Annotated in this window: 15 protein-coding genes; 4 read left to right on the plus strand and 11 right to left on the minus strand. The window is 70.0% G+C overall.

What is annotated here, in order from left to right:
* Positions 1-134 precede the first annotated feature (134 nt).
* From ABH928_RS01975 to ABH928_RS02005, 7 genes are all read right to left on the minus strand, one after another.
* Positions 135-1,238, minus strand: coding sequence for an ABC transporter ATP-binding protein (locus ABH928_RS01975; protein WP_370061199.1), 1,104 nt, complete (start codon positions 1,236-1,238; stop codon positions 135-137).
* Entirely contained in the window at positions 1,231-2,289 is a 1,059-nt protein-coding gene (locus tag ABH928_RS01980) for an ABC transporter ATP-binding protein (RefSeq protein WP_370061865.1), read from the minus strand. Before ABH928_RS01980 ends, ABH928_RS01975 begins: the two co-directional genes overlap by 8 nt.
* A 19-nt stretch (positions 2,290-2,308) precedes the next feature.
* Positions 2,309-3,337: an ABC transporter permease gene (locus ABH928_RS01985; protein ID WP_370061202.1), complete on the minus strand. Its 1,029-nt coding sequence runs from the start codon at positions 3,335-3,337 to the stop codon at positions 2,309-2,311.
* Positions 3,330-4,253, minus strand: coding sequence for an ABC transporter permease (locus ABH928_RS01990; protein ID WP_370061204.1), 924 nt, complete (start codon positions 4,251-4,253; stop codon positions 3,330-3,332). The genes ABH928_RS01985 and ABH928_RS01990 overlap by 8 nt, the downstream gene beginning before the upstream one ends.
* A gap of 96 nt (positions 4,254-4,349) precedes the next feature.
* On the minus strand, positions 4,350-5,996 hold the full coding sequence (locus ABH928_RS01995; RefSeq protein ID WP_370061206.1) for an ABC transporter substrate-binding protein: 1,647 nt from the start codon (positions 5,994-5,996) through the stop codon (positions 4,350-4,352).
* Between the two features lie 443 nt (positions 5,997-6,439).
* Positions 6,440-8,344, minus strand: coding sequence for a translational GTPase TypA (typA, locus tag ABH928_RS02000; protein WP_370061208.1), 1,905 nt, complete (start codon positions 8,342-8,344; stop codon positions 6,440-6,442).
* A gap of 358 nt (positions 8,345-8,702) precedes the next feature.
* Positions 8,703-10,445, minus strand: a complete 1,743-nt coding sequence (locus ABH928_RS02005; protein WP_370061210.1) for an ABC transporter family substrate-binding protein — start codon at positions 10,443-10,445, stop codon at positions 8,703-8,705.
* 237 nt (positions 10,446-10,682) lie between these two features.
* Between ABH928_RS02005 and ABH928_RS02010 the strand changes: the two genes are divergently transcribed.
* The 4 genes from ABH928_RS02010 (at position 10,683) to ABH928_RS02025 (ending at position 14,686) form a co-directional block, all read left to right on the plus strand.
* Positions 10,683-10,967 (plus strand): hypothetical protein, encoded by a 285-nt coding sequence (locus ABH928_RS02010; protein ID WP_370061212.1) that lies wholly within the window; start codon positions 10,683-10,685, stop codon positions 10,965-10,967.
* A 98-nt stretch (positions 10,968-11,065) separates the two neighbouring features.
* Positions 11,066-11,902, plus strand: a complete 837-nt coding sequence (locus tag ABH928_RS02015) for a hypothetical protein (protein ID WP_370061214.1) — start codon at positions 11,066-11,068, stop codon at positions 11,900-11,902.
* A 49-nt stretch (positions 11,903-11,951) separates the two neighbouring features.
* Positions 11,952-13,925 carry a fumarate reductase/succinate dehydrogenase flavoprotein subunit gene (locus ABH928_RS02020; RefSeq protein ID WP_370061216.1) on the plus strand — a complete coding sequence of 658 codons (1,974 nt, stop codon included), beginning with the start codon at positions 11,952-11,954 and terminating at the stop codon, positions 13,923-13,925.
* Complete coding sequence (locus tag ABH928_RS02025) at positions 13,922-14,686, plus strand: succinate dehydrogenase/fumarate reductase iron-sulfur subunit (RefSeq protein WP_370061218.1); 765 nt, start codon at positions 13,922-13,924, stop codon at positions 14,684-14,686. The genes ABH928_RS02020 and ABH928_RS02025 overlap by 4 nt, the downstream gene beginning before the upstream one ends.
* Before the next feature lie 115 nt (positions 14,687-14,801).
* Here ABH928_RS02025 and ABH928_RS02030 read toward each other — a convergent pair whose 3' ends face one another.
* The 4 genes from ABH928_RS02030 to ABH928_RS02045 form a co-directional block, all read right to left on the minus strand.
* The gene (locus tag ABH928_RS02030) at positions 14,802-17,270 is read right to left on the minus strand and encodes a SpoIIE family protein phosphatase (protein ID WP_370061867.1); all 2,469 of its coding nucleotides are present in this window, start codon (positions 17,268-17,270) and stop codon (positions 14,802-14,804) included.
* A gap of 364 nt (positions 17,271-17,634) precedes the next feature.
* Positions 17,635-20,337 (minus strand): SpoIIE family protein phosphatase, encoded by a 2,703-nt coding sequence (locus ABH928_RS02035; protein ID WP_370061221.1) that lies wholly within the window; start codon positions 20,335-20,337, stop codon positions 17,635-17,637.
* Positions 20,338-20,592: 255 nt separating this feature from the next.
* Positions 20,593-21,066 (minus strand): (deoxy)nucleoside triphosphate pyrophosphohydrolase, encoded by a 474-nt coding sequence (locus ABH928_RS02040; protein ID WP_370061223.1) that lies wholly within the window; start codon positions 21,064-21,066, stop codon positions 20,593-20,595.
* 28 nt (positions 21,067-21,094) lie between these two features.
* Positions 21,095-21,670 (minus strand): winged helix-turn-helix domain-containing protein, encoded by a 576-nt coding sequence (locus ABH928_RS02045; RefSeq protein ID WP_370061225.1) that lies wholly within the window; start codon positions 21,668-21,670, stop codon positions 21,095-21,097.
* Positions 21,671-22,113: the final 443 nt, after the last annotated feature.

Consider the following 22,113-nt stretch of genomic DNA (forward strand, 5'->3'; position numbering starts at 1 on the left):
TTCGTCCTCTTCGCCGTCACCAAGCGGTAGCCGCGTACGGCGGAACGTTTCACCTGCCGAACCCGCCCATGAGCCATGTGAAAGGGCCGCCCCGAAGGGCGGCCCTTTCTCGCGCGTGTGTTCAGCGCCGAACGTTACTCCGCTCCCGCCGTACCGACCACGTCGATGTCCTCGGCGAAGTGGCACGCGGACTCGTGCGCCGCCGGGGTGTCCTTGCCGCGGAAGACCTCGGGGATCGCCAGCAGCGGGACCTCGACCGCGCACTTCTCCTGCGCCTTGAAGCAGCGCGTGCGGAAGCGGCAGCCGGACGGCGGGTTGGCCGGGGAGGGGATGTCGCCCTGCAGGATGATCCGCTCGCGGCCCTCGCGACCCTCCGGGTTGGGCACCGGCACGGCGGAGAGCAGCGCCTGGGTGTACGGGTGAGTCGGGTGCTCGTAGATCTGCTCGTCCGTGCCGATCTCGACCATCTTGCCGAGGTACATCACGCCGACGCGGTCGGAGATGTGACGCACGATCGACAGGTCGTGGGCGATGAACATGTAGGAGAGGTTGAACTCCTGCTGCAGCTGCTCCAGCAGGTTGATCACCTGCGCCTGCACCGAGACGTCCAGCGCCGAGACGGGCTCGTCACAGATGATGACCTCGGGCTTGAGCGCCAGGCCGCGCGCGATGCCGATGCGCTGGCGCTGACCGCCGGAGAACTGGTGCGGGTACCGGTTGATGTACTCCGGGTTGAGGCCGACGACGTCCAACAGGTCCTGGACGGCCTTGCGGCGGTCGCCCTTGGGAGCCACCTCGGGGTGGATCTCGAAGGGCTCGCCGATGATGTCGCCGACCGTCATACGCGGGTTGAGCGAGGTGTACGGGTCCTGGAAGACCATCTGGATGTTCCGGCGGATCGCCTTGAGCGCCCGGCCGGAGACCTTGGAGATGTCCTCGCCCTTGTACAGCACCTGGCCGCCGGTGGCCGGCTCCAGGCTCATCAGCACCTTGGCCAGCGTCGACTTGCCGCAGCCGGACTCGCCGACAATGCCCAGGGTCTCGCCCTGGTGCAGGTCGAAGGAGACGCCGTCGACGGCCTTGACCGCGCCGACCTGCTTCTTGATCAGGATGCCCTGGGTCAGCGGGAAGTGCTTCTCCAGGTCGCGGACCTGGAGAAGCGGCTCACCCCGGTCGACCTGCTTGTCCAGCACGGCCTCGATGGCTGCGACCTCGGCTGCCTCCTGCGCCTCAGCCATGGATGGTCTCCTTCCAGAAGTGGCAGGCGCTGCCACGGCCCTCGAGCGGCGTGCCGTCGGCCTCGGTCACCGCGTGCAGCGGCGGGATCTCCGAGCGGCAGATCTCCTGGGCCATCGGGCAGCGCGGGTTGAACGCACAACCGGAGGGGATGCGCAGCAGGTTGGGCGGCAGGCCCTTGATCGCGTAGAGCTCCTGGCCCTTCTGGTCCAGGCGCGGGATCGAGTCCAGCAGACCGCGGGTGTAGGGGTGGGCCGGGCGCTTGTAGAGCTCGTGCACCGGGGCGGTCTCGACGATCCGCCCGGCGTACATGACCGCGATCTTGTCCGCGACGTCGGCGACCACGCCGAGGTCGTGGGTGATCAGGATCAGGCCCATGTTGTACTCGCGCTGGAGATCGGCGAGCAGCTCCATCACCTGGGCCTGGACGGTGACGTCCAGGGCGGTGGTGGGCTCGTCGGCGATGATCAGGTCCGGCTCCAGGGCCAGCGCCATGGCGATCATGATGCGCTGGCGCATACCCCCGGAGAACTGGTGCGGGTACTGGTTGACCCGCTCCCTGGCGGCGGGGATGCCGACGCGCTCCATCAGCTCGACGGCCTTCTTCTTGGCGTCGCCCCTGGAGGTGCCGCGGTGGACCCGGAACATCTCGGCAAGCTGCGTCCCCACGGTGTGCACCGGGTTCAGCGAGGAGAGCGCGTCCTGGAAGATCATGGCCATCTGGGTGCCACGGATCTTGCGGCGCTGCTCCTTCGAGAGCTTGAGCAGGTCCTGGCCCTTGAAGAGGATCTCGCCGCCGGTGACGAAGCCGGGCGGGCTGTCCAGGATGCCCATGACGGCCTGCGAGGAGACCGACTTGCCGGAGCCCGACTCGCCCAGGATGGCGAGGGTCTCACCGGCGCGGACGCTGTAGTTCACGCCGTTGACGGCCTTGGCGAGACCGTCGCGGGTGCGGAACTCCACCTGGAGGTTCTTCACTTGGAGCAGCGGGGCGTCCTCGCTGTCTGCGGTGCGGCCGCGCCCGCTGGTGGCGGTGACTTCGGTTGCATGAATACTCACGGTTCCGCCTCTCTCAGCGCAGCTTGGGGTCGAGAGCGTCGCGGACCGCGTCGCCGAGCATGATGAACGCCAGGATGGTGATGCAGAGCGCACCGGCCGGGAAGAGCAGCATGTGCGGCGCGTTGCGGAAGGTGTCCGCGGCGGCCGAGATGTCGATGCCCCACGAGACGGTCGGCGGCTTCAGACCCACACCCAGGTAGGAGAGCGTCGCCTCCAACGAGATGTACGTGCCAAGGGCGATCGTCGCCACGACGATGATCGGCGCCAGGGAGTTCGGCAGGATGTGACGCAGCATCAGCCGCACGTTGCCCGCTCCGAGGGCCCGCGCCGCGGTGACGTAGTCCTGCTGCCGGGCGGTGATCACCGCGCCACGGGCGATACGCGCGAGCTGCGGCCAGCCCAGCACCACGATGAACGCGACAACGATCCAGACCGATCGGCTCGGGATGACCGAGAGGAAGACCAGGCCGCCGAGCAGGATCGGGATGCCGAAGAAGATGTCCGCGATGCGGGAGACGACCGCGTCCAGCCAGCCGCCGAAGAAGCCGGCCAGGCCGCCCAGGAGCGTGCCGAGCAGCGCGGTACCGAGGGTGGCGAAGACGCCGACGGTGATGGACGCGCGGGCGCCGTAGATGGTGCGCGCGTACACGTCGCAGCCCTGCGTGTCGAAGCCGAAGGGGTGTCCGGAGGTCGGCCCCTGCTGGGACTTCGACAGGTCGCACTGGAGCGGGCTGGTCGAGTCGAACAGACCCGGGAAGATCGCGACGACGACCAGGAAGATGATCAGGATGCCCGAGATGATGAAGATCGGGTTGCGTCGCAGCTCACGCCAGGCGTCCTGCCACAGGCTGCGGGGCACCTCGCGGTCGGTGACGCCCACCGACTCGCTGGACTGCTCCGGCGCGTGGGTGAGGTCTTCCTTCTCGAGCATGTCCTCCACCTCCATGGCACCCAGGGTGGGGGTCTGGGCGAAGGCACTGGACAGCTCGGTGTTCGCGTCGTCGGGGACGCCGTTCGGCTTGTCCGGCTGGTGGTCAGGCATAACGGATCCTCGGGTCCAGGACCGCGTAGAGCAGGTCGACGAGCAGGTTGGCGAGGAGGAAGACGATCACCAGGACGGTCACGAAGCCGACGACGGTCGGCGTGTTCTGACGCAGGATGCCCTGGTACAGGTAGTAGCCCACGCCGTGGATGTTGAAGATGCGCTCGGTGACCAGCGCGCCACCCATCAGGGCGCCGAGGTCGGTGCCGAGGAAGGTGATGACCGGGATCAGCGAGTTGCGCAGCAGGTGGTGGGTGACCACCCGGCGGCGCGGCAGGCCCTTGGCGACGGCCGTGCGCACGTAGTCGGCCTTGCTGTTCTCCGCGATGGTGGTGCGGGTCAGGCGGGCTACGTAGGCGAGGGAGACCGAGGCGAGCACGAAGCCCGGTAGGAGCAGTGACTGGATGGGCGCACCCTCCGGCACGGTCGCGTCAGCGATGCCCCACTTCACTCCGAACAGGTACTGCAGCACGTAACCGATCACGAAGGTCGGGATCGAGATGACGATCAGCGTCATCACCATCACGCCGGTGTCGGCGAGGTGGCCGCGGCGGATGCCGCTGATGACGCCGAGTCCGATGCCGATGACCACCTCGAAGACGAAGGCCACCAGGGCGAGCTTCAGGGTGGTCGGGTAGGCGATCTTCAACAGGTCCGTGACGGCCTGACCGCTGAAGGTGGTCCCGAGATCCCCGGTGAAGATCCCCTTCATGTAGTGGCCGTACTGGACGATGAGCGGATCGTTGAGCCCGAGCTGCTGCCGGATCTGCGCGGCAACGGCGGGGTCGGGAGCCTTGTCGCCGAAGAGTGCGGCAACCGGGTCACCGAGAGCGTGCACCATCGCGAAGATGATGAACGTTGTCCCGATGAACACCGGGATCATCTGGAGCAGTCGTCGGATGACGTAGCGCCCCATGGAACCTCCAGGGATTCGTCGCGGCGGCGGCCGGGAATCCTGTCGATTCCCGGCCGCCGTCCGGCTCGCGCGGCGGTCGGCCGGCGGACCGACGACTTACTTGTTGACGGTGATGTTCGTGTAGACCGGGACGCTGAACGGGTCGAGCATCACGTTCGAAACGTTCGAGGACCAGCCGACGGTGCCGTTCTGGTACCACAGCGGGATCGACGGCAGGTCGGTGACCAGCAGCTTCTCGGCCTGCTGGAAGGTCGAGACGGCCGTGGCCTTGTTGCTGGCCGCGTTGGCCTGGTTGACCAGGCTGTCGAACTGCGGGTTGCTGTAGTGCGAGTCGTTCGACGCCGCGTTGGTGTAGAAGAGCGGCTGCAGGAAGTCCTGAATCAGCGGGTAGTCCATCTGCCAGCCGGTGCGGAAGGCGGAGGTCATCTGCTTGTTCTGGATCTGGTTGCGGAAGTCCGCGAAGGTGCCGATCGGCTTGCCGACACAGGCGTTGGTGTTGCCCAGCGCGTTGTTGATGCTGTTGCAGACCGCGTCGACCCACTCCTTGTGCGGGCCGTCGGCGTTGTAGCTGATGGTCAGCTGGCCGCCGGGGATGCCGCCGCCCTGCTGGATCAGCTGCTTGGCCTTGGTCGGGTTGTACGTGCAGACGGAACCGCAGAGCGTGCTGCTGTAGCCGCCCGCGGCACCGAGCACCGGGGAGGTCCAGTCCGTGGCCGGGGTGCGGGTGTTCTGGAAGATCACCTTGGTGATGGTCGGGCGGTCGATGGCCATCGAGATGCCCTCACGGACCAGCTTGGCGCCTGCGGTGTTCCACTGCGGCTGGTTCAGCGGGAAGGAGATCGTCTGGTTGATGCCGGCCGGCTGGTTGAGGTAACGGCCGTTCAGGTCGGACTGGACCGTCTGCAGTGCGGTGTTGGACAGACCGTTGTCGATGTCCAGGTTGCCCGCCTGCAGGTCCGCGTAGGCGGCGTTCGGGTCGGTGTAGACCTTGAGGTTGATGCCGCCGTTCTTCGGCTTGTAGGCGCCGGAGTAGAGCGAGTTCGGGCGCAACTGCATGCCCGTGCCCTTGGTCCAGGACTGGATGACGTACGGGCCGTTGCCGACCGGCTTGGCCTCCCACGCGGTGGGGTTCGTGAAGAACGACTGCGGCAGCGGGTAGAAGGCCGAGTAGCCGAGGGTGTCCGGCCACAGCGAGAACTTCTGGGTCAGCGCGACGGTGAAGGTGGTGTCGTTGACGACCTTCAGACCGGACATGGTCGTCGCGGTCGGGCTGCCGGTGGCCGGGTGGACGGCGCTGTAGCCCTGGATGGAGGTGAAGAACGGGTCGGTGTTGTTCTGCGCGTGCGGCAGGTACGCGCCCCAGTTCCAGGCGTCCACGTAGGAGCTGGCGGTCACCGGGGTGCCGTCGCTGAACTTCCAGCCCGACTTCAGCGTGATGGTGAAGTGCTGCTGGTCGGTGGTCGTGATCGACTGGGCGTTGGCCAGCTCAGCGGCACCCGTGGTCGGGTTGTAGTGCTGCAGGCCCTCGAAGATCATGTTCAGGACCGCTCCGCCGTTCACCTCGTTGGTGTCGGTCGGGACGAGCGGGTTCTGGGGGTCACCCCACCACGCAGACACGACGCCGCTGGCGTTGCTGCCGGAGCTGGACCCGCTGGAGCTGCCGGAGCTGCTGCTGCATGCCGTGGCAGCCAGGGCGATGGCGATGGCCCCGGCGGCGAACTTCGCTTGCGTGGCTCCACGCATGGACGTGCCTCCTCAGACGTGCGACGTGCTGGTTGCCGTCGTTCGTGGCAGCAGCCGCCCACCCCTGGGCAGCGCTGCCTGAGCTCGCGAGTCGGCGGCCGGGTTCGGCCGCCGCCTGGGTGACCCGAGCGTCGTGGTCTCTACTATCCGTCACTGTCGGCGATGGTTATGACCAAATGACATTTCGGTTTGATCACACGCCCGTGAGCTGGGTCTCGCAACTTGGACGTCACCAGGTGGGTGCAACAGCTGTCGAATCGGACATGAAACACCGCCAGAAGTAATACTGACACCGATATTCGTACACTCCGGCACTGACACTCGGCCGGACCGTCATCACAATGAGTGACAGCCGAACGGCACGGAAAAGCCGCCGGAAGCAGTGCTTCCGGCGGCTCGGTCCTGCTGTCAGCTCGGGCCTTGGCGGCTCAACTGTCGACGGCTCAGCCCTTGGCGGCGCGGCCGCGGGTGCGGGCGCGGGTCTGCGCGTCCAGGATCACCTTGCGGATGCGGACCGACTCCGGCGTCACCTCGATGCACTCGTCCTCGCGGCAGAACTCCAGCGACTGCTCCAGCGAGAGCTTGCGCGGCGGGACGATCGACTCGGTCACGTCGGCGGTCGAGGACCGCATGTTGGTGAGCTTCTTCTCCTTGGTGATGTTCACGTCCATGTCGTCGGCGCGGGAGTTCTCGCCGACGATCATGCCCTCGTACACCTCGGTGCCGGGGTCGGTGAAGAGCACGCCGCGCTCCTGCAGGTTGGTCATCGCGAAGGCGGTGACGGCACCTGCGCGGTCGGCGACCAGGGAGCCGTTGTTACGGGTGGTCAGCACGCCGAACCAGGGCTCGTAGCCCTCGTGGATCGAGTGCGCGATACCGGTGCCGCGGGTCGAGGTGAGGAACTCCGTGCGGAAGCCGATCAGGCCACGCGACGGGACGACGAACTCCATGCGGACCCAGCCGGAGCCGTGGTTCGACATGTTGTCCATCCGGCCCTTGCGGACGCCCATGAGCTGGGTGACGGCGCCCATGTGCTCCTCGGGCACGTCGACCGTCAGGCGCTCGACCGGCTCGTGGGTCTTGCCGTTGACCTCGCGGGTGACGACCTGCGGCTTGCCGACGGTCAGCTCGAAGCCCTCGCGACGCATGGTCTCGATGAGGATGGCCAGCGCCAGCTCGCCACGACCCTGCACCTCCCAGGCGTCCGGACGCTCGGTCTCCAGGACGCGGAGCGAGACGTTACCGATCAGCTCGCGGTCCAGGCGGTCCTTGACCTGACGGGCGGTGACCTTGCGGTCCACCTTGGCCGCGGACTTGGCGTCCGCGCCCTTGCCGGTGCCGCCCTTGCCGACCAGCGGCGAGGTGTTGGTACCGATGGTCATCGAGATGGCCGGCTCGTCGACCGTGATCAGCGGCAGCGCGATCGGGTTCTCCGGGTCGGCCAGGGTCTCGCCGATCATGATGTCGCCGATGCCGGAGACGGCGCAGATGTCGCCCGGACCGGCCTGCTCGGCCGGCTTGCGGGTGAGCGCCTCGGTCATCAGCAGCTCGCTGATGCGGACGTTCTGGATCGTGCCGTCGCGCTTGATCCACGCGACGGTCTGGCCCTTCTTCAGGTAGCCCTGCTCGACGCGGAGCAGAGCGATACGGCCGAGGAAGTTGTCGGCGTCCAGGTTGGTGACGTGGGCCTGGAGCGGCGCGTCCTCGTCGTAGGTCGGGGCCGGGACGGACTCCAGAATGGTGGAGAAGAACGGCTCCAGGCTGTCGCTGTCGGCCGGGACGGTGCCGTCCTCCGGCTTGGTCAGCGAGGCGATGCCGTCACGCGCGCAGGCGTAGACGATCGGGAACTCGATCTGCTCCTCGTCCGCGTCCAGGTCGAGGAAGAGGTCGTAGGCCTCGTTGACGACCTCGTCGATCCGGGAGTCCGGACGGTCGGTCTTGTTGATGCAGAGGATGACCGGCAGCTTGGCCTGCAGCGCCTTGCGCAGCACGAAGCGGGTCTGCGGCAGGGGGCCCTCGGAGGCGTCCACGAGGAGCACGACCGCGTCGACCATCGACAGACCGCGCTCCACCTCGCCACCGAAGTCGGCGTGGCCGGGGGTGTCGATGATGTTGATCGTGATCGGGTCGCCACCACCCTTGGGGTGGTACTTGACCGCGGTGTTCTTCGCGAGAATGGTGATGCCCTTCTCGCGCTCCAGGTCGTTGGAGTCCATCATGCGGTCGTCCAGATGCTGGTGGGCGGCGAAGGCGCCGGCCTGCTTCAGCATCGCGTCGACCAGCGTGGTCTTGCCGTGGTCGACGTGCGCGACGATGGCGACGTTCCGGATGTCATTGCGCGTGGGCATACGGAGTACAGTTCTCCCGAATCGACTGGGCGTGGCACCCGCCGAGCACGCTCCGTGCCGCCGGTCCACCCACCGGGCATCTGAACATGCCACGGCTTTGTCCTATGGTACGTGGTTGCGCGCTGACGCTCGCGCGCTGGCTGGCGAACGCCCGATGAAGAGCCCTCTCGCTGCACGGTCGAGCGCAGCGGAAATTGCACAACCCAGGGGCGCGGGGAACTGCGCGACAGGCCACCCACGCGGGTAGAACCCCGAACGCGCAGGGCCATCCGCATGTCAGTGGCCTCTCGCGCAGTTCCCCGCGCCCCTGATGGTGGAGCTTGCCCGTCTGCCGAAAAATGAGCGTCCGTGCCGAAGGCTAGTGCGGCTGCCCCTGGTAGCCGATGTCCTGCCACCTCGGGCTGGCAAGGCCGAACGCACCGATGTTGACGAGGTTGAGACGGGTGCCGACCAGTTCCGGGGTCTGGAAGAGGGGGACGGACGGCGCCGCCTGCCAGATGCGGATGTCCGCCTCGTTGGCCAGCCGGGTGGCGTCCGCCGTGTCCGTGCTGGCCACCGCCTTACTCAGTAGGCCGTCGATCTCGTCGGTGCCCGTGCCGGACAGGTTCTGGCCCACGTTGAGCGAGCCGTCCGGGTTGACCTGGGGCTTCTCGTAGAGCGCGGACTCGTCCGCGATCGGGAAGCGGGAGGCCGGCCAGGTCACCAGGGCCAGGTCGAAGTCTCCGGAGGCGACGTGCTGGGTAAAGAAGGCCGACGCCGGAACGGGCTTCGTGGTCAGGGTGATCCCGATCTGTCCCAGCTGGGACGCAAGCAGCCGGGCGATCGTCGCATCCCGGGCCGAACCGGCGCGGGTGAGCAGGGTCAGGCTCAGCGTGCGGGTGTCCTTGGCCCGGACGGGCGACGCCGCGGCGTTGGCCGCGTCACCGTGGGGGGCCAGCTTCCAGCCCGCCGCGTCCAGCAGCTTCGTCGCCGCGTCCGCGCCCGCTCCGAGCGCCGCGGCGTCGTCCTGGTAGCCGGGCTGGTCGGCGAGGAGCAGGTGATTGCCGAGCGGGACGGCGGGCAGCCGCAGCGGCTTGAGGACCGCGTTCGCGATCGCCTGCCGGTCGATCGCGTCCGCGACGGCGCGGCGCACGTCGGGGTCGGCGAGCAGTCCGTTGGCTCCGTTGAAGGCGAGCTGGAGGTCGTCGGGACCGGCGGCGCGGAGGATCTGGGTGCCGGAGGTCGCCTCGGGCGAGTAGCCGGTGTCGTCGGCGGCCTGACTGAGGTCGGCGATGTCGACCCGGTGCGCGGCGAGTGCGGACGCGGCGGTGTCCGGGGCGACGACGGTGAAGGCGACGGCGTCGAGCTTGGCCCGGTCGCCCCACCAGTGCGGGTTGCGGACGACGGTGAGAGCCTGCGTGTTCTCGTTCTTGAAGGTGAACGGGCCCGCGTCGGCGGTGAGCGCGGTGCGCTGGCTCTGGCTGAAGCTCTGCGGGGTGGCCGTCGCCGCGGCCGGGTAGAGAGGGGTGAACAGGCTCCGCCAGGGCGCGTAGGGCTTGGCGAAGACGACCTTGACCGAGTCCGGCGCTCCGCCCGCGGTGACCGAGGCGATGCTGTCGTAGCCGTCGGTGCGGGCGGTCCCGGCCGCCGCGAACGCGGGGTCGCGTCCGCTCAGCGCCTGCCACTGGCCGACGAAGTCGGCGAGGCCGAGGTGCTTGCCGTCACTCCAGACCGCCTTGGGGTTGAGCCGGTAGACGACGGTCTGCGGCGAGGTGACGGTCTGGTCGGCCGAGACCAGGTAGTCGGGGTCGGTGTTCGCCTTCCCCTGCGCGTCGACCGTGAACAGGGTCGGCAGGACCGCGCTCGCGACCAGTTGGCTGGTGGCGTTCGCGTCGGACTGGAACACGTTGAGAGTGGACGGGACGGCGTCCACCGCCCAGCGCAGGGAGCCGCCGTCGCTGACGGAGGCGCGGTCGGCACGGATCAGGTCGTCGGCGCGGACGGACTGCGCGCCGCCTGAGCAGGCCGCCACCGCGACAGCGACGGCCGCGGCCAGGACGGCGGCGACGGTCTCGCGGTGCGGCACGGAGGAAGCGGGGAAGAGCCGATTGCGGTACACCACGGCCCCACTCAAGAGCCGTTGGCCCCACGATGACTGACGACACGTCGGAAAACACCGCGCGAGCCACTCGATCGGGGCAGCGGATTGCGCCGCCCGGGGGCGCGCAGCCGGATCACCTAATCCGCCAATCGTGAACCAGGCCTTTCCAACCGACGGTGATGAGGGCCACACTCGCTTGCGCGCATTCCTGACACGACATCAGGAATCGATCTTCCATCGCGCGGAGGGAGCACAGGCATGCCCTCGGACATCACCGGCACGACCGGAACCACTGGCACCACCGGAACCGACAGCGCAGGCGCCACCGGACCGGTCGCGCTCACGGAGGCGCACCGGCGCCTGGACGAACTGGACCGCGCCGTGGACGCGACCCGGCAGGCACTGGCGCAGCTGCGCGCCTGCCTCCCGTCGCCGTGCCCGAGCAGGCAGGAGCTCCGTCCGGTCGAGGTCTCCGACACCCCGTACGACCCGGCCATGTGGTGGGACGCGGAGGACGAAGGCATCGGCGGCCACCGCCGCTGACCCCGGCCGACCGGCCCGGCCGACGCCACCCCGGCACCGGAGCCCCACCGCAGCCTGCCGTCAGGCAGCCGCCGCCCAGGAGAGGACGTAGAAGAGCAGTGACCACGGAGATCAGGCCCCCCGAGGCCGCCGATAAAGCCGGCCGGGGGGTCCACTCCCCTGGGCGCGCGACGATCGAGCAACGGCATCTGCGGATCGACCGCTGGTGGGTTCCGCAGCTGGCGACGGCCCTGGGTCTGCTGGCGTTCATCGGCTACTCGACCTGGCGGGCGTTCTTCGGCGTGCACACCGCCTACGCCGCTCCCTACGTCTCGCCGTTCTACTCCCCCTGCCTGGCCGCCAACTGCCCGGCCATGAACGGCGGCGCGGACTGGGCGCTGTTCGGGAGCTGGTGGCGGCTGTCGCCGGCGCTGATCGTGCTGATCTTCCCGCTGGGCTTCCGGCTCACCTGCTACTACTACCGCAAGGCCTACTACCGCTCGTTCTGGAACTCGCCGCCGGCCTGCGCGGTGGCCGAGCCGCACGCGAAGTACAGCGGTGAGACGAAGTTCCCGCTGATCCTGCAGAACATCCACCGCTACTTCTTCTACTTCGCGATCGTGGTCGCCGGGATCCTGACCTACGACGCGGTGCTCGGGTTCCGTGACGCCCAGGGGCACTGGGGCCACATGGGCCTCGGCACGCTGGTGCTGCTCGCCAACATCGTGCTGATCTGGGCGTACACGGCCTCCTGCCACTCCTGCCGGCACATCGTCGGCGGACGCCTGCGGCACTTCTCCAAGCACCCCGTGCGCTACCGGCTGTGGACCTGGGTCGGCAAGCTGAACGCCCGTCACATGCAGCTCGCCTGGGCCTCGCTGATCAGCGTGGGCGTCGCGGACCTGTACGTGTACCTGCTGGCCAGCGGCGCGTTCACCGATCCCCGCTTCTTCTGACCGAGATCCCGAAGACTGAGATCCCGAAGACCTCCGAAGGACTTACGCAATGACCGAGGTGGAGCGCCACGTCTACGACGTGGTGGTGGTGGGCGCCGGCGGCGCAGGGCTGCGGGCGGCCATCGAGGCCCGCGCCCAGGGCAAGCGGACGGCGATCATCTGCAAGTCGCTGTTCGGCAAGGCCCACACGGTGATGGCCGAGGGCGGCATCGCCGCCAGCATGGGCAACGTCAACGACCAGGACAACTGGCAGGTCCACTTCCGCGACACGATGCGCGGCGGCAAGTTCCTCAACCACTGGCGGATGGCCGAGCTGCACGCCAAGGAGGCGCCCGAGCGGGTCTGGGAGCTGGAGACCTGGGGCGCGCTCTTCGACCGCACCAAGGACGGCCGGATCTCGCAGCGCAACTTCGGCGGCCACGAGTACCCGCGCCTGGCGCACGTCGGCGACCGGACCGGCCTGGAGCTGATCCGCACCCTGCAGCAGAAGATCGTCAGCCTGCAGCAGGAGGACTTCAAGGAGACCGGCGACTACGAGTCGAAGATCAAGGTCTTCCAGGAGCACACCATCACCCGCATCCTGAAGGAGCGCAGCCTCAAGGACGGGGAGCGGGTCAGCGGCGTCTTCGGCTACCAGCGCGAGTCGGGCCGCTTCTTCGTCATCGAGGCGCCCGCGGTGGTGCTGGCGACCGGCGGTATCGGCAAGTCGTTCAAGGTGACCTCCAACTCCTGGGAGTACACCGGCGACGGCCACGCGCTGGCGCTGCTGGCCGGGGCGACTCTGCTCAACATGGAGTTCGTCCAGTTCCACCCCACCGGTATGGTCTGGCCGCCGTCCGTGAAGGGCATCCTGGTCACCGAGTCGGTCCGCGGCGACGGCGGCGTGCTGCGCAACAGCGACGGCAAGCGGTTCATGTTCGACTACATCCCCGACGTCTTCCGGGAGAAGTACGCGGAGACGGAGGAGGAGGGCGACCGCTGGTACCAGGACCAGGCCAACAACCGCCGTCCCCCGGAGCTGCTGCCGCGCGACGAGGTGGCCCGCGCCATCAACAGCGAGGTCAAGGCCGGTCGCGGCACCCCGCACGGCGGCGTCTTCCTGGACGTCTCCACCCGGCTGCCCGCGGAGGAGATCAAGCGGCGGCTGCCGTCGATGCACCACCAGTTCAAGGAGCTGGCCGACGTCGACATCACCGCCGAGCCGATGGAGGTCGGTCCGACCTGCCACTACGTCATGGGCGGCGTCGAGGTCGACCCGGACACCGCGTCCTCGTCCGTACCCGGCCTCTACGCGGCCGGTGAGGTTGCGGGCGGGATGCACGGCTCCAACCGCCTGGGCGGCAACTCCCTGTCCGACCTGCTGGTCTTCGGCCGCCGGGCCGGTCTGCACGCGGCCGAGTTCGCCGAGGAGCACACGGCGAACCGTCCGGTGGTGGACCAGGAGCAGATCGACGCGGCGGCGGCCGAGGCGCTGGCGCCCTTCGAGGGCAACGGCACCGACGGTGCGGAGAACCCGTACGCGCTCCACCAGGAGCTGCAGCAGTCGATGAACGACCTGGTCGGCATCATCCGGCGAGAGGGTGAGATGGCCGAGGCGCTGCACCGGCTCTCCGGGCTGCGGGAGCGCGCCGAGAACGCCGGGGTCGAGGGCCACCGGCAGTTCAACCCCGGCTGGCACCTCTCGCTCGACCTCCGCAACATGCTCCTGGTCAGCGAGTGCGTCGCGCGCGCGGCGCTGGAGCGCACGGAGAGCCGGGGCGGCCACACCCGCGAGGACCACCCCGAGATGGACGCCGACTGGCGGCGCGTCAACCTGATCTGCTCACTGGCCGAGAAGCCCGGCCCGGACGGTGCGATCACCGTGCAGCGCAAGGCGAACCCGCCGATCCGCGAGGACCTGCTGGCGCTGTTCGCCGCCGACGAGCTGAAGAAGTACCTGACCGAGGACGAGATGCCGGCCACGGGGCTGCCGCCACAGCGCGCGGAGACCGAGAAGAAGACCGAGAACGGAGCGGAACAGTGAGCTACGAGGCCAAGTTCCGTGTCTGGCGCGGCGACGCCGAGGGCGGCGAGCTGACGGACTTCGCCGTCGAGGTCAACGACGGCGAGGTCGTCCTCGACGTGGTCCACCGCATCCAGGCCACCCAGGCTCCGGACCTCGCGGTCCGCTGGAACTGCAAGGCCGGCAAGTGCGGCTCCTGCAGCGCGGAGATCAACGGCCGCCCACGGCTGATGTGCATGACCCGGATGTCCACCCTCCCGGCGGACGAGACGGTCACCATCACCCCGATGCGCACCTTCCCGGTGCTGCGGGACCTGGTGACGGACGTGGGCTTCAACTACCAGAAGGCACGCGAGATCCCGTCGTTCGTCCCACCGCAGGGGGTCGGTCCGGGCGAGTACCGGATGCAGCAGGAGGATGTGAACCGCTCGCAGGAGTTCCGGAAGTGCATCGAGTGCTTCCTCTGCCAGAACACCTGCCACGTGGTCCGCGACCACGAGGAGAACAAGCCCGCCTTCGCGGGGCCGCGCTTTCTGATGCGGGTCGCGGAGCTGGACATGCACCCGCTGGACGCGGCGTCGGAGTCCGGCCTCGACCGGAAGGCCACGGCCCAGGAGGAGCACGGGCTGGGCTACTGCAACATCACCAAGTGCTGCACGGAGGTCTGCCCGGAGGGCATCAAGATCACGGACAACGCGCTGATTCCCTTGAAGGAACGGGCGGTTGACCGGAAGTACGACCCGCTGGTCTGGCTGGGGTCGAAGATCTCCCGAAGGAAGTAGCGGGGAACACAGAAGCAAGCGGAAGTTGCACCACTCAGGGGCGCGGGGAACTGCGCCCCTGAGTGGTGCAACTTCCCGCTTGCACAGGCTGTAACTTCGCCGAGCACCCCAAGCACTAGGACGGCACCGCGAGTTCGAACCAGACCGCCTTGCCGTTGGGAGTCCTCCTGCTCCCCCACCGGTCGGCGAGCAGGCTGACCAGCTGCAGCCCGCGCCCGCCCTCGTCCGTGTCGCGAGCCCGCCGCTGCCGCGGTTGCGCGTAGCCGTTGTCCCAGACCTCGCAGACCAGGACGGAGTCCCGCAGCAGGCGGAGCCGGATGTCCCCGCGGCCGTGCCGCAGCGCGTTCGTCGCCAGCTCGCTGACCAGCAGTTCGACCGTGTCGACCAAGTCGTCCAGGCCGCACTCGAGCAGCCAGCCGCAGGCGAGTTCGCGGGCGCGGGCCACCGACGTCGGCTCCGAGGGCAGGACCCAGTCGCCCACCGAGTTGCCCGGCAGCGCGAAGACCCGTGCCATCAGCAGGGCGATGTCGTCCTCGCCGTAGTGGGGGTCGAGCTCCGTCAGGAGCTGGTCGCAGAGTTCCTCCAGCGGGCGGTCCGCGCTGCCGAGCGCGGTGCGGAGGGCGGTGAGGCCCTCCTCCAGGTGGTGCTTGCGGGACTCGACCAGGCCGTCCGTGTAGAGGCCGATCAGCGCGCCGTCCGGGAGTTCGACGACGACCTCCTCGAACGGCTCGCCGCCCACGCCGAGCGGGACGCCCTCGGGGACGTCCAGCATCAGCGCCGGGGTCGGGCCGCCCGCCGTGGGGTCGACCACGACCGGGGGGAGGTGACCCGCGTTGGCGATGGTGCAGCGCATGGTGACCGCGTCGTAGACCGCGTAGACGCAGGTGGCGAGGTAGAGCTCGGCGGACTCGCCGTCGTCGGAGTCCGGGTCGGCGCTCAGGCCGCGGGCGATCTCGTCGAGCTGGGTGAGCACCTCGGCCGGGTCGAGGTCCAGCATGGCCAGGGTTCTTACCGCCGTGCGGAGTTGGCCCATCGCGACGGCCGCGCGCAGGCCACGGCCCATCACGTCGCCGACGACCAGCGCGGTGCGGTTGCCGGGCAGCGGGATGACGTCGAACCAGTCGCCGCCGACCTGCGTGCCGCTGCCCGCGGGGCGGTAGCGGCAGGCGATCTCCAGACCGGACGCGGCCGGGTTGCCGGGCGGCAGCAGCGACCGCTGCAGGATCAGCGCGCGCTCGTGCTCGCGGCGGTAGAGCCGGGCGTTGTCGATGCAGACGGCGGCGCGGGCGACCAGCTCGGTCGCGATCGCCACGTCACGGGTGTCGAAGGTCTCGCTGCCCTTGGCCCGGGAGAGCTGGACCAGGCCGAGGACCTTCTCGCGGGCGACGATCGGGATCACGATGGCGCTGTGGATCAGCGGGTTGGGGTCCGGGTTGCCCGGACCGGAGAGGGTGAGGCTCCGACCGGTGCGCAGCGCCTTGGCGTACGGCGAGCGCGGCGGGTAGCAGAACGTTCCGCCGACCTCCGGCGCGGGCGTGACCGCGGCCTCGTGGTGGACGGTGCTGGCGGAGGCGACCCGGCGCAGGTCGCCGGTACCGTCTCCGTCGTCCACCCGACGGCCCTCGGCGTCGGCGGTCAGCACACCGTTGTAGAGGTCGACGGTGGCGACGTCGCAGAAGGCGGGGACAGCGATGTCGAGCAGTTCGCGAGCGGTGATCTCCAGGTCCAGGGTCGAACCGATGTGGGCGCTGGCCTCGTTGAGCAGGGCGAGGCTGCGCCGGGCGCTGGCCGCCTCGCGCTCGGCCCTGGCTCGGCCGGTGACGTCGACGATCTGACCGGCCACGCCCATCGGCCGGTCGGCGGCGCTGAGCAGCCGGTAGAGCGAGATGGACCAGCGACGGCGGCCGGGACGGCTCGGCAGTTCGCCGGTGAAGCTGAGGTCGACCACCGGGTCGCCGGTCCGCAGCACCTCGGTCAGGGCGCGGGCGATCCGGGCGGCGTCCTTGGCGGGCATCAGCTCCTGGACCGTCATGCCGGCGAGCGTCCCCGGGTCCACGCCGAGTGCGGCGGCGAAGCTGTCGTTGACGCGCTGGACCCGGCCGTCCTGGTCGAAGAGGACGAAGCCGGTCGGGGCCTGGCCGAAGATCGCCTCCGAGGCGGCGATCTCGGTCTCCAGGGTTCGCAGCTTGCGCAGGTCGACGGCCATGCAGACGACACCGGACCGGCCGTCGGCGCCCTGGGAAGGCATCAGGTAGAGCTCGGCGAGACGCTCCTCGCCGTCACTGTCGCGGTAGGGCGCGGTGCCGACCCACTCCTTGCCGGCCAGGACCTCCGTCATCCGCTCGCGCCCCTGCCGCCACTGCTCGCGCGGGGCGAAGGTGGTCACCGGGTCGCAGCCGATGGCGTCCTCGGCCGAGAGGCCGAAGAACTGCTCGGCCCGGGAGCTCCACTGGCTGATCAGGCCGTCCTCGTCGAGCGAGAACGCGGCGATCCGTATGTAGTCGTAGATCGTCCCGAGTTCGTCGTGTCCCCACTGGGCGGACACCGCGGAACCAACGGGCGCCTCACCGGCAGGGTGCGGGATCCCCGAAGCGGCGTCCGGCGCCGGCGCGGTGACGGGCCTCGGCGCGAACGCGTCAGCCACCGCTGCGTCGGGTGCTGTGCGGGCCTGGTCTGCCTCGCGTGACGGCGTGTCGCTCAACTACCGACTCCTCCGGCGATCGGCGCGTGGGTGTCGCGTTCCGAGTATTCATCATCCCGGCGGCGCCGCATACGCCCCGAGCGCACCCAACATCAATTCGAGCGACGATGCGTCACACGTGCTGGCTGCACGGGTGTTCATACGACCGCCCGGCACCGGAACCTTACGCCTCGCCGGTGAGCAACGGGAGGGTTGTTGATCAACTAGCGGGTGTATCGGGTGCCACGTTCGGGGGTGACAGCAGTCGTCAGCGGCCCGGACCGTCCGGCAGCGTCTGCTCGAACCAGACGACCTTGCCGCCGCCCTCGGCGCGCGTGCCCCACCGGTACGCCAGCCGGTGGACCAGCTGGAGGCCGCGACCGCCCTCGTCGGTACCGGCCGCCTCACGCTCGCGCGGCGGGTCCGGCAGCGGGTCCGCGACCTCGACGACCAGTGTCGTGCCCAGCAGCAACCGCAGCCCGATCGGGGCGCTCGCGTATCGGACGGCATTCGTCACCAGCTCACTGACCAGCAGTTCCGCCGTGTCCAGCAGCGGTTCGAGGCCCCACTCGCGCAGCGTGGCGCGGACCCGGCGGCGGGCCAGCGCGGGTGCGGACGGTTCGGCGCACAGCGTCCACTCGACCTGCCGCTCGGCGGCCGGTCCGGGTACGCCGCCCAGGCGCGCCAGCAGCAGTGCCACGTCGTCCGGCTCCTGTCCCTGGTCGAGCGTCCGTACCACCGCTTCGCACGCGTCCTCGACGGAGGCGTGCGGAAGCTCAAGGACGGCGCTCAGTCGGCGCGTGCCCACGTCGATGTCCTCCGTGCGCGACTCGACCAGGCCGTCGGTGTAGAGCGCGAGCAGCGACCCCTCCGGCACGGTCAGTTCGGTCAGTTCGAACGGCACCCCGCCCACGCCGAGCGGAGCGCCGGACGGCAACGCCAGCACGTGCGCCGTCCCGCCCGTCAGCGCCATGCGCCCGCCGTCGGTCTTCCGCGCGTCATCGGTCTTCCGCGCGTCCCCGCTCCGGGCCGCGTCCCCGCGTGGGGCAGCGGTTTCGGCCGGGGCCGCGGCTTCCGCCGGGGTGATCAGCAGCGGCTCGGTGTGACCGGCCTTGGCCAGGTGCAGGGCGCGGGTCGCCGGATCGTAGACGGCGTAGACGCAGGTGGCGATGAGCGCCTCCTCCGGCCCCTGGGCAAGGTCGTCGGCCAGGTCGTGAACGTGCTGGAGCAGCCGGTCCGGTGGCAGGTCGAGTCCGGCCAGCGTGCGCACGGCCGTGCGCAGCCGTCCCATGGTCGCGGCGGCGCGCAGCCCGTGGCCCATCACGTCGCCGACCACCAGCGCGGTCCGCCCCTGCGGCAGCGGGATGACGTCGAACCAGTCGCCGCCAACCTCCGTGCCACTGCTGCCCGGGACATAGCGGTAGCCGACCTCCATGCCCGGCGGCTGGGCCAGCGACTGCGGCAGCAGGCTGCGCTGCAGCATCAGCGCGGCAGCGCGCTCACGGGCGTAGAGCCGGGCGTTGTCCAGCGACGCACCCGCGCGGTCGGCCAGCTCCGACGCGAAGGCGACGTCGTCCTGGTCGAAGCCCTCGCGCCGCCCTGCCCGGTCCAGGACCAGCAGTCCGAGCACGATGCCGCGGGCCCGGAGCGGCACCACCAGCAACGAGTGCACGCCGAGCCGGTACGCGGCGCGGACGCGTGGATCGCCCTGCGCGGCCGTGTCGTCCAGCTGCGCCGAGGCGTCCAACTGCTCCGGCAGGCCGCTCTGCATGACGCGGGCGAAGAGCGAGCCCTCGGTCATGGTGATCTGGCCGCCGGGTGTCTGCATGGTCTCGGCGTCCGGGCCGGGGTCGATCGCCGCGGTGCCCGACATGACCAGCCGGGCAAGCCGGGTCTGCCGGTGGCGGGGCAGGTCCGCGCCGTCGACGACCGCCTCCAGCAGCGCCACACCGGCGTGGTCGGCCAGTCGCGGCACCAGGGCCTCGGCCAGCTCCTGGGCGATCAGCTCGCCGTCGAGCAGGTCGCCGATCCGCGAGCCGACCTCGTTGAGCAGCGCCAGCCGCTGCCGGGCGCGTTCGACCCTGGCCACGGCGCGGTACCGGTCCGTGACGTCCATGACCATGCCGGTCAGCCCGAGGACGTTCCCGGCCCGGTCCTGCAGCCGCGAGTAGGACGCCGAGCGGTAGCCGGGCTCCGACGGGTCGGCGCTGGTGACGGTCAGGTCGATCACCGGCTCCCCCGTCGCCAGCACCTGACGCTGGATGGCCATCACCTCGTCGGCGGCCAGTTGTGGCAGCGTCTCCCCTGTGGTCCGGCCGAGATGGTCCGCCACGGGGAGGCCGTTCATCCGGGCCAGCGTCTCGTTGACCCGGACGTAGCGCAGCTCCCGGTCGAAGATCGCCAGCCCGAGCGGGGACTGCTCGAAGAGCGCGTCCTGGACCGCGAGTCCCTGCTCGACGTCGCCCAGCGCGGCGGCGTCGGCGAGACGGCAGAGCAGGTAGGGGACTCCGTCGCCGTTCTCCAGCAGTGAGAGCCGGCACTCCAGCCGGACGCCGTGCCCGTCGTGGTGCCGCAGCACGACCGTCCCGACCCAGGACTCCCCGTCCCGCAGGACGCCCGCGATCGCCTCGTGGACCTGTTTGGTCAGCTCCGCGTCGTCGTCGAAGAGAATGTCCAGGCCGCGACCGACCAGGGCGTCGCTGGGCCAGCCGACCAGCTCCTCGGCTGCCTGGCTCCAGAGCATCACCCGGCCCTGCTCGTCCAGCAGCGCGATGGCGACCCGCACCACGTCCAGCAGGCTGCCGCGGCGGGCGCGCTGCTGCGCCGCGTCGGCCTCCCGGCCGACCGCGAGCGGGTCCGGGAACGGTGCGGGCCCCTGGCCGCGCGAGCCTGCCCCGCCCGCGACCGGCCGGCCCCCGCCGCCCGTCGCCGGCCTGCGGCGCAGGCGCGCACGCGCGTCAGCTTGCCTCACGTCTCCCCGTCCCGGCCGCCTACTCGGGAAGGCGGCCGGATACTGACATACCCAGCCAAACCTCGCCGTACCCCGCCGTACGGGTCAACTTGGGGAAGAAAAACGATCATGGGGTGATGGGCTTCGCGCTGGGCTCGGTCGGGGTTCGTTCGGGGCTCTGCAGAGGGGGCGTGACCTGGGCGTTCGGTCTGTCTCTGACTCTTTCGGAGAACTCTCTCGGAGAACTTCTTCGGAGCACCCGCCCAGAGCACTCTCTCAGGGCGCTCCCTCGTGGCTGATCGCGGGTCCGCTCCCGAGCAGGCTTCGGACGTGTGGCAGGGCGAAGCGGTCCTGTCGGAGCCAGTCGACCGTGTCGAGCTCGTCCGCCGTCACCCAGCGCAGTTCGTCGTGGTCCTGCAGCGGCTCCGGCTCGCCGCCGACCAGCCGGGCGGACCAGATGTGCAGTTCCAGCCCCGGCCGGACCTCCCAGGCGCCGGGCAGCCGGGAGAGCGCCCGCGCCTCGACGCCCAGTTCCTCGCGCAGCTCCCGCTCCAGCGCGGCGGGAACCGTCTCACCCGGCTCGACCTTCCCGCCGGGGAACTCCCACCGGCCCGCCAGCGCCTCCGGCGCGGACCGCCGCGCGGCCAGCACCCGCCCGCGCCCGTCCAGCAGCGCGGCGCCGACGACGACCCGCGGCACGGCGGCGTCCGGGGTCTGCGGGCCGCGCGCGGGCCGGTCGGAAAGGGTCACGACAGCGGAGTCTAGTGCGCCGCTCTGGTCAGCTCCCTGCCTCGGACGGGACGAAGCGGTAGCCCGAGCGGCGGACCGTCTCGATCACGCCGCGGTGGGTGGGGCCGAGTTTCCGCCGCAGCCGGGCGACCAGCACGTCGACCGCGCGGCCGGAGCCGATCGGCTCGAAGTCCCACACCGTCTCGATCAGCAACTCGCGGCTCTGGACCTGGTGGGGATAGGCCATCAGATGGGCCAGCAGCTCGAATTCGAGGAAGGTCAGCGGCTGGCTCCGGCCGTCGAGCACGACGGAGCGGTGGTCGGGGTCGAGCCGGATCCGCAGCGACGGCCGTGCCGAATCCCTAGCGGAGGTCGTGGTCGTGGTCCTGGTCCTGGTCGTCGGCGAGGTCGCGGGCGAGGTGGGGCTCAGCGAAGGCAAGAGCGCGGAGCGCACGAGCTCGGCGGGAAGGCCCGACCGGTCCGTCAGACCGATCAACTCCCCTGACCGCAACCGGTCCAGCAGTTCCGCCGGGAGCTGGTCGGCCGGTATGAGCATCAGGACGCCGACCAGCGGCGGCGCTGCGGACGCCAGGTCCGGCGCGGTCGGCTTCTGTGGCCGGCCCACCGGATCCAGGACGGGAACCAGTGCGGCGAACGGAGACCGCGACTCGGCCCGCGCCCGCCTCGACCGCTCAGAGATCCTCATCTCGCACCGCCCTTCCGATAGGCCGGGCCGGAACGCTCAGCCCTGCTGACCCTGACCCTGACCTTGCCCCTGCTGCCTCTGGTTGCCGTTCCCGCCGCTCTTCCGACCGCTTTTCCGGCCGCCTCCCCCGTGCGCCCCATGGACACCCGTGTGCTTCCCGGAGTTCGCGCCCGGTCCGTGAGACGCGTTCCTTCCCGCCGCGCTCGACGCACCGGACCGCTGCTGCGATGAGGCCGACGGCGTCGACCCTGCTGCGGACCCGGGCGACCGCGTCGATCGGGTCGACCGGGTCGACCGTGGTCCCGACGGGGCGGTGGTGGGCCGCTGGGGTGGTTGTGACCGGCCCGCCGGCAGCGACGTCG

The organism is Streptacidiphilus sp. MAP5-3 (assembly GCF_041262505.1).
Classification (GTDB): domain Bacteria; phylum Actinomycetota; class Actinomycetes; order Streptomycetales; family Streptomycetaceae; genus Streptacidiphilus.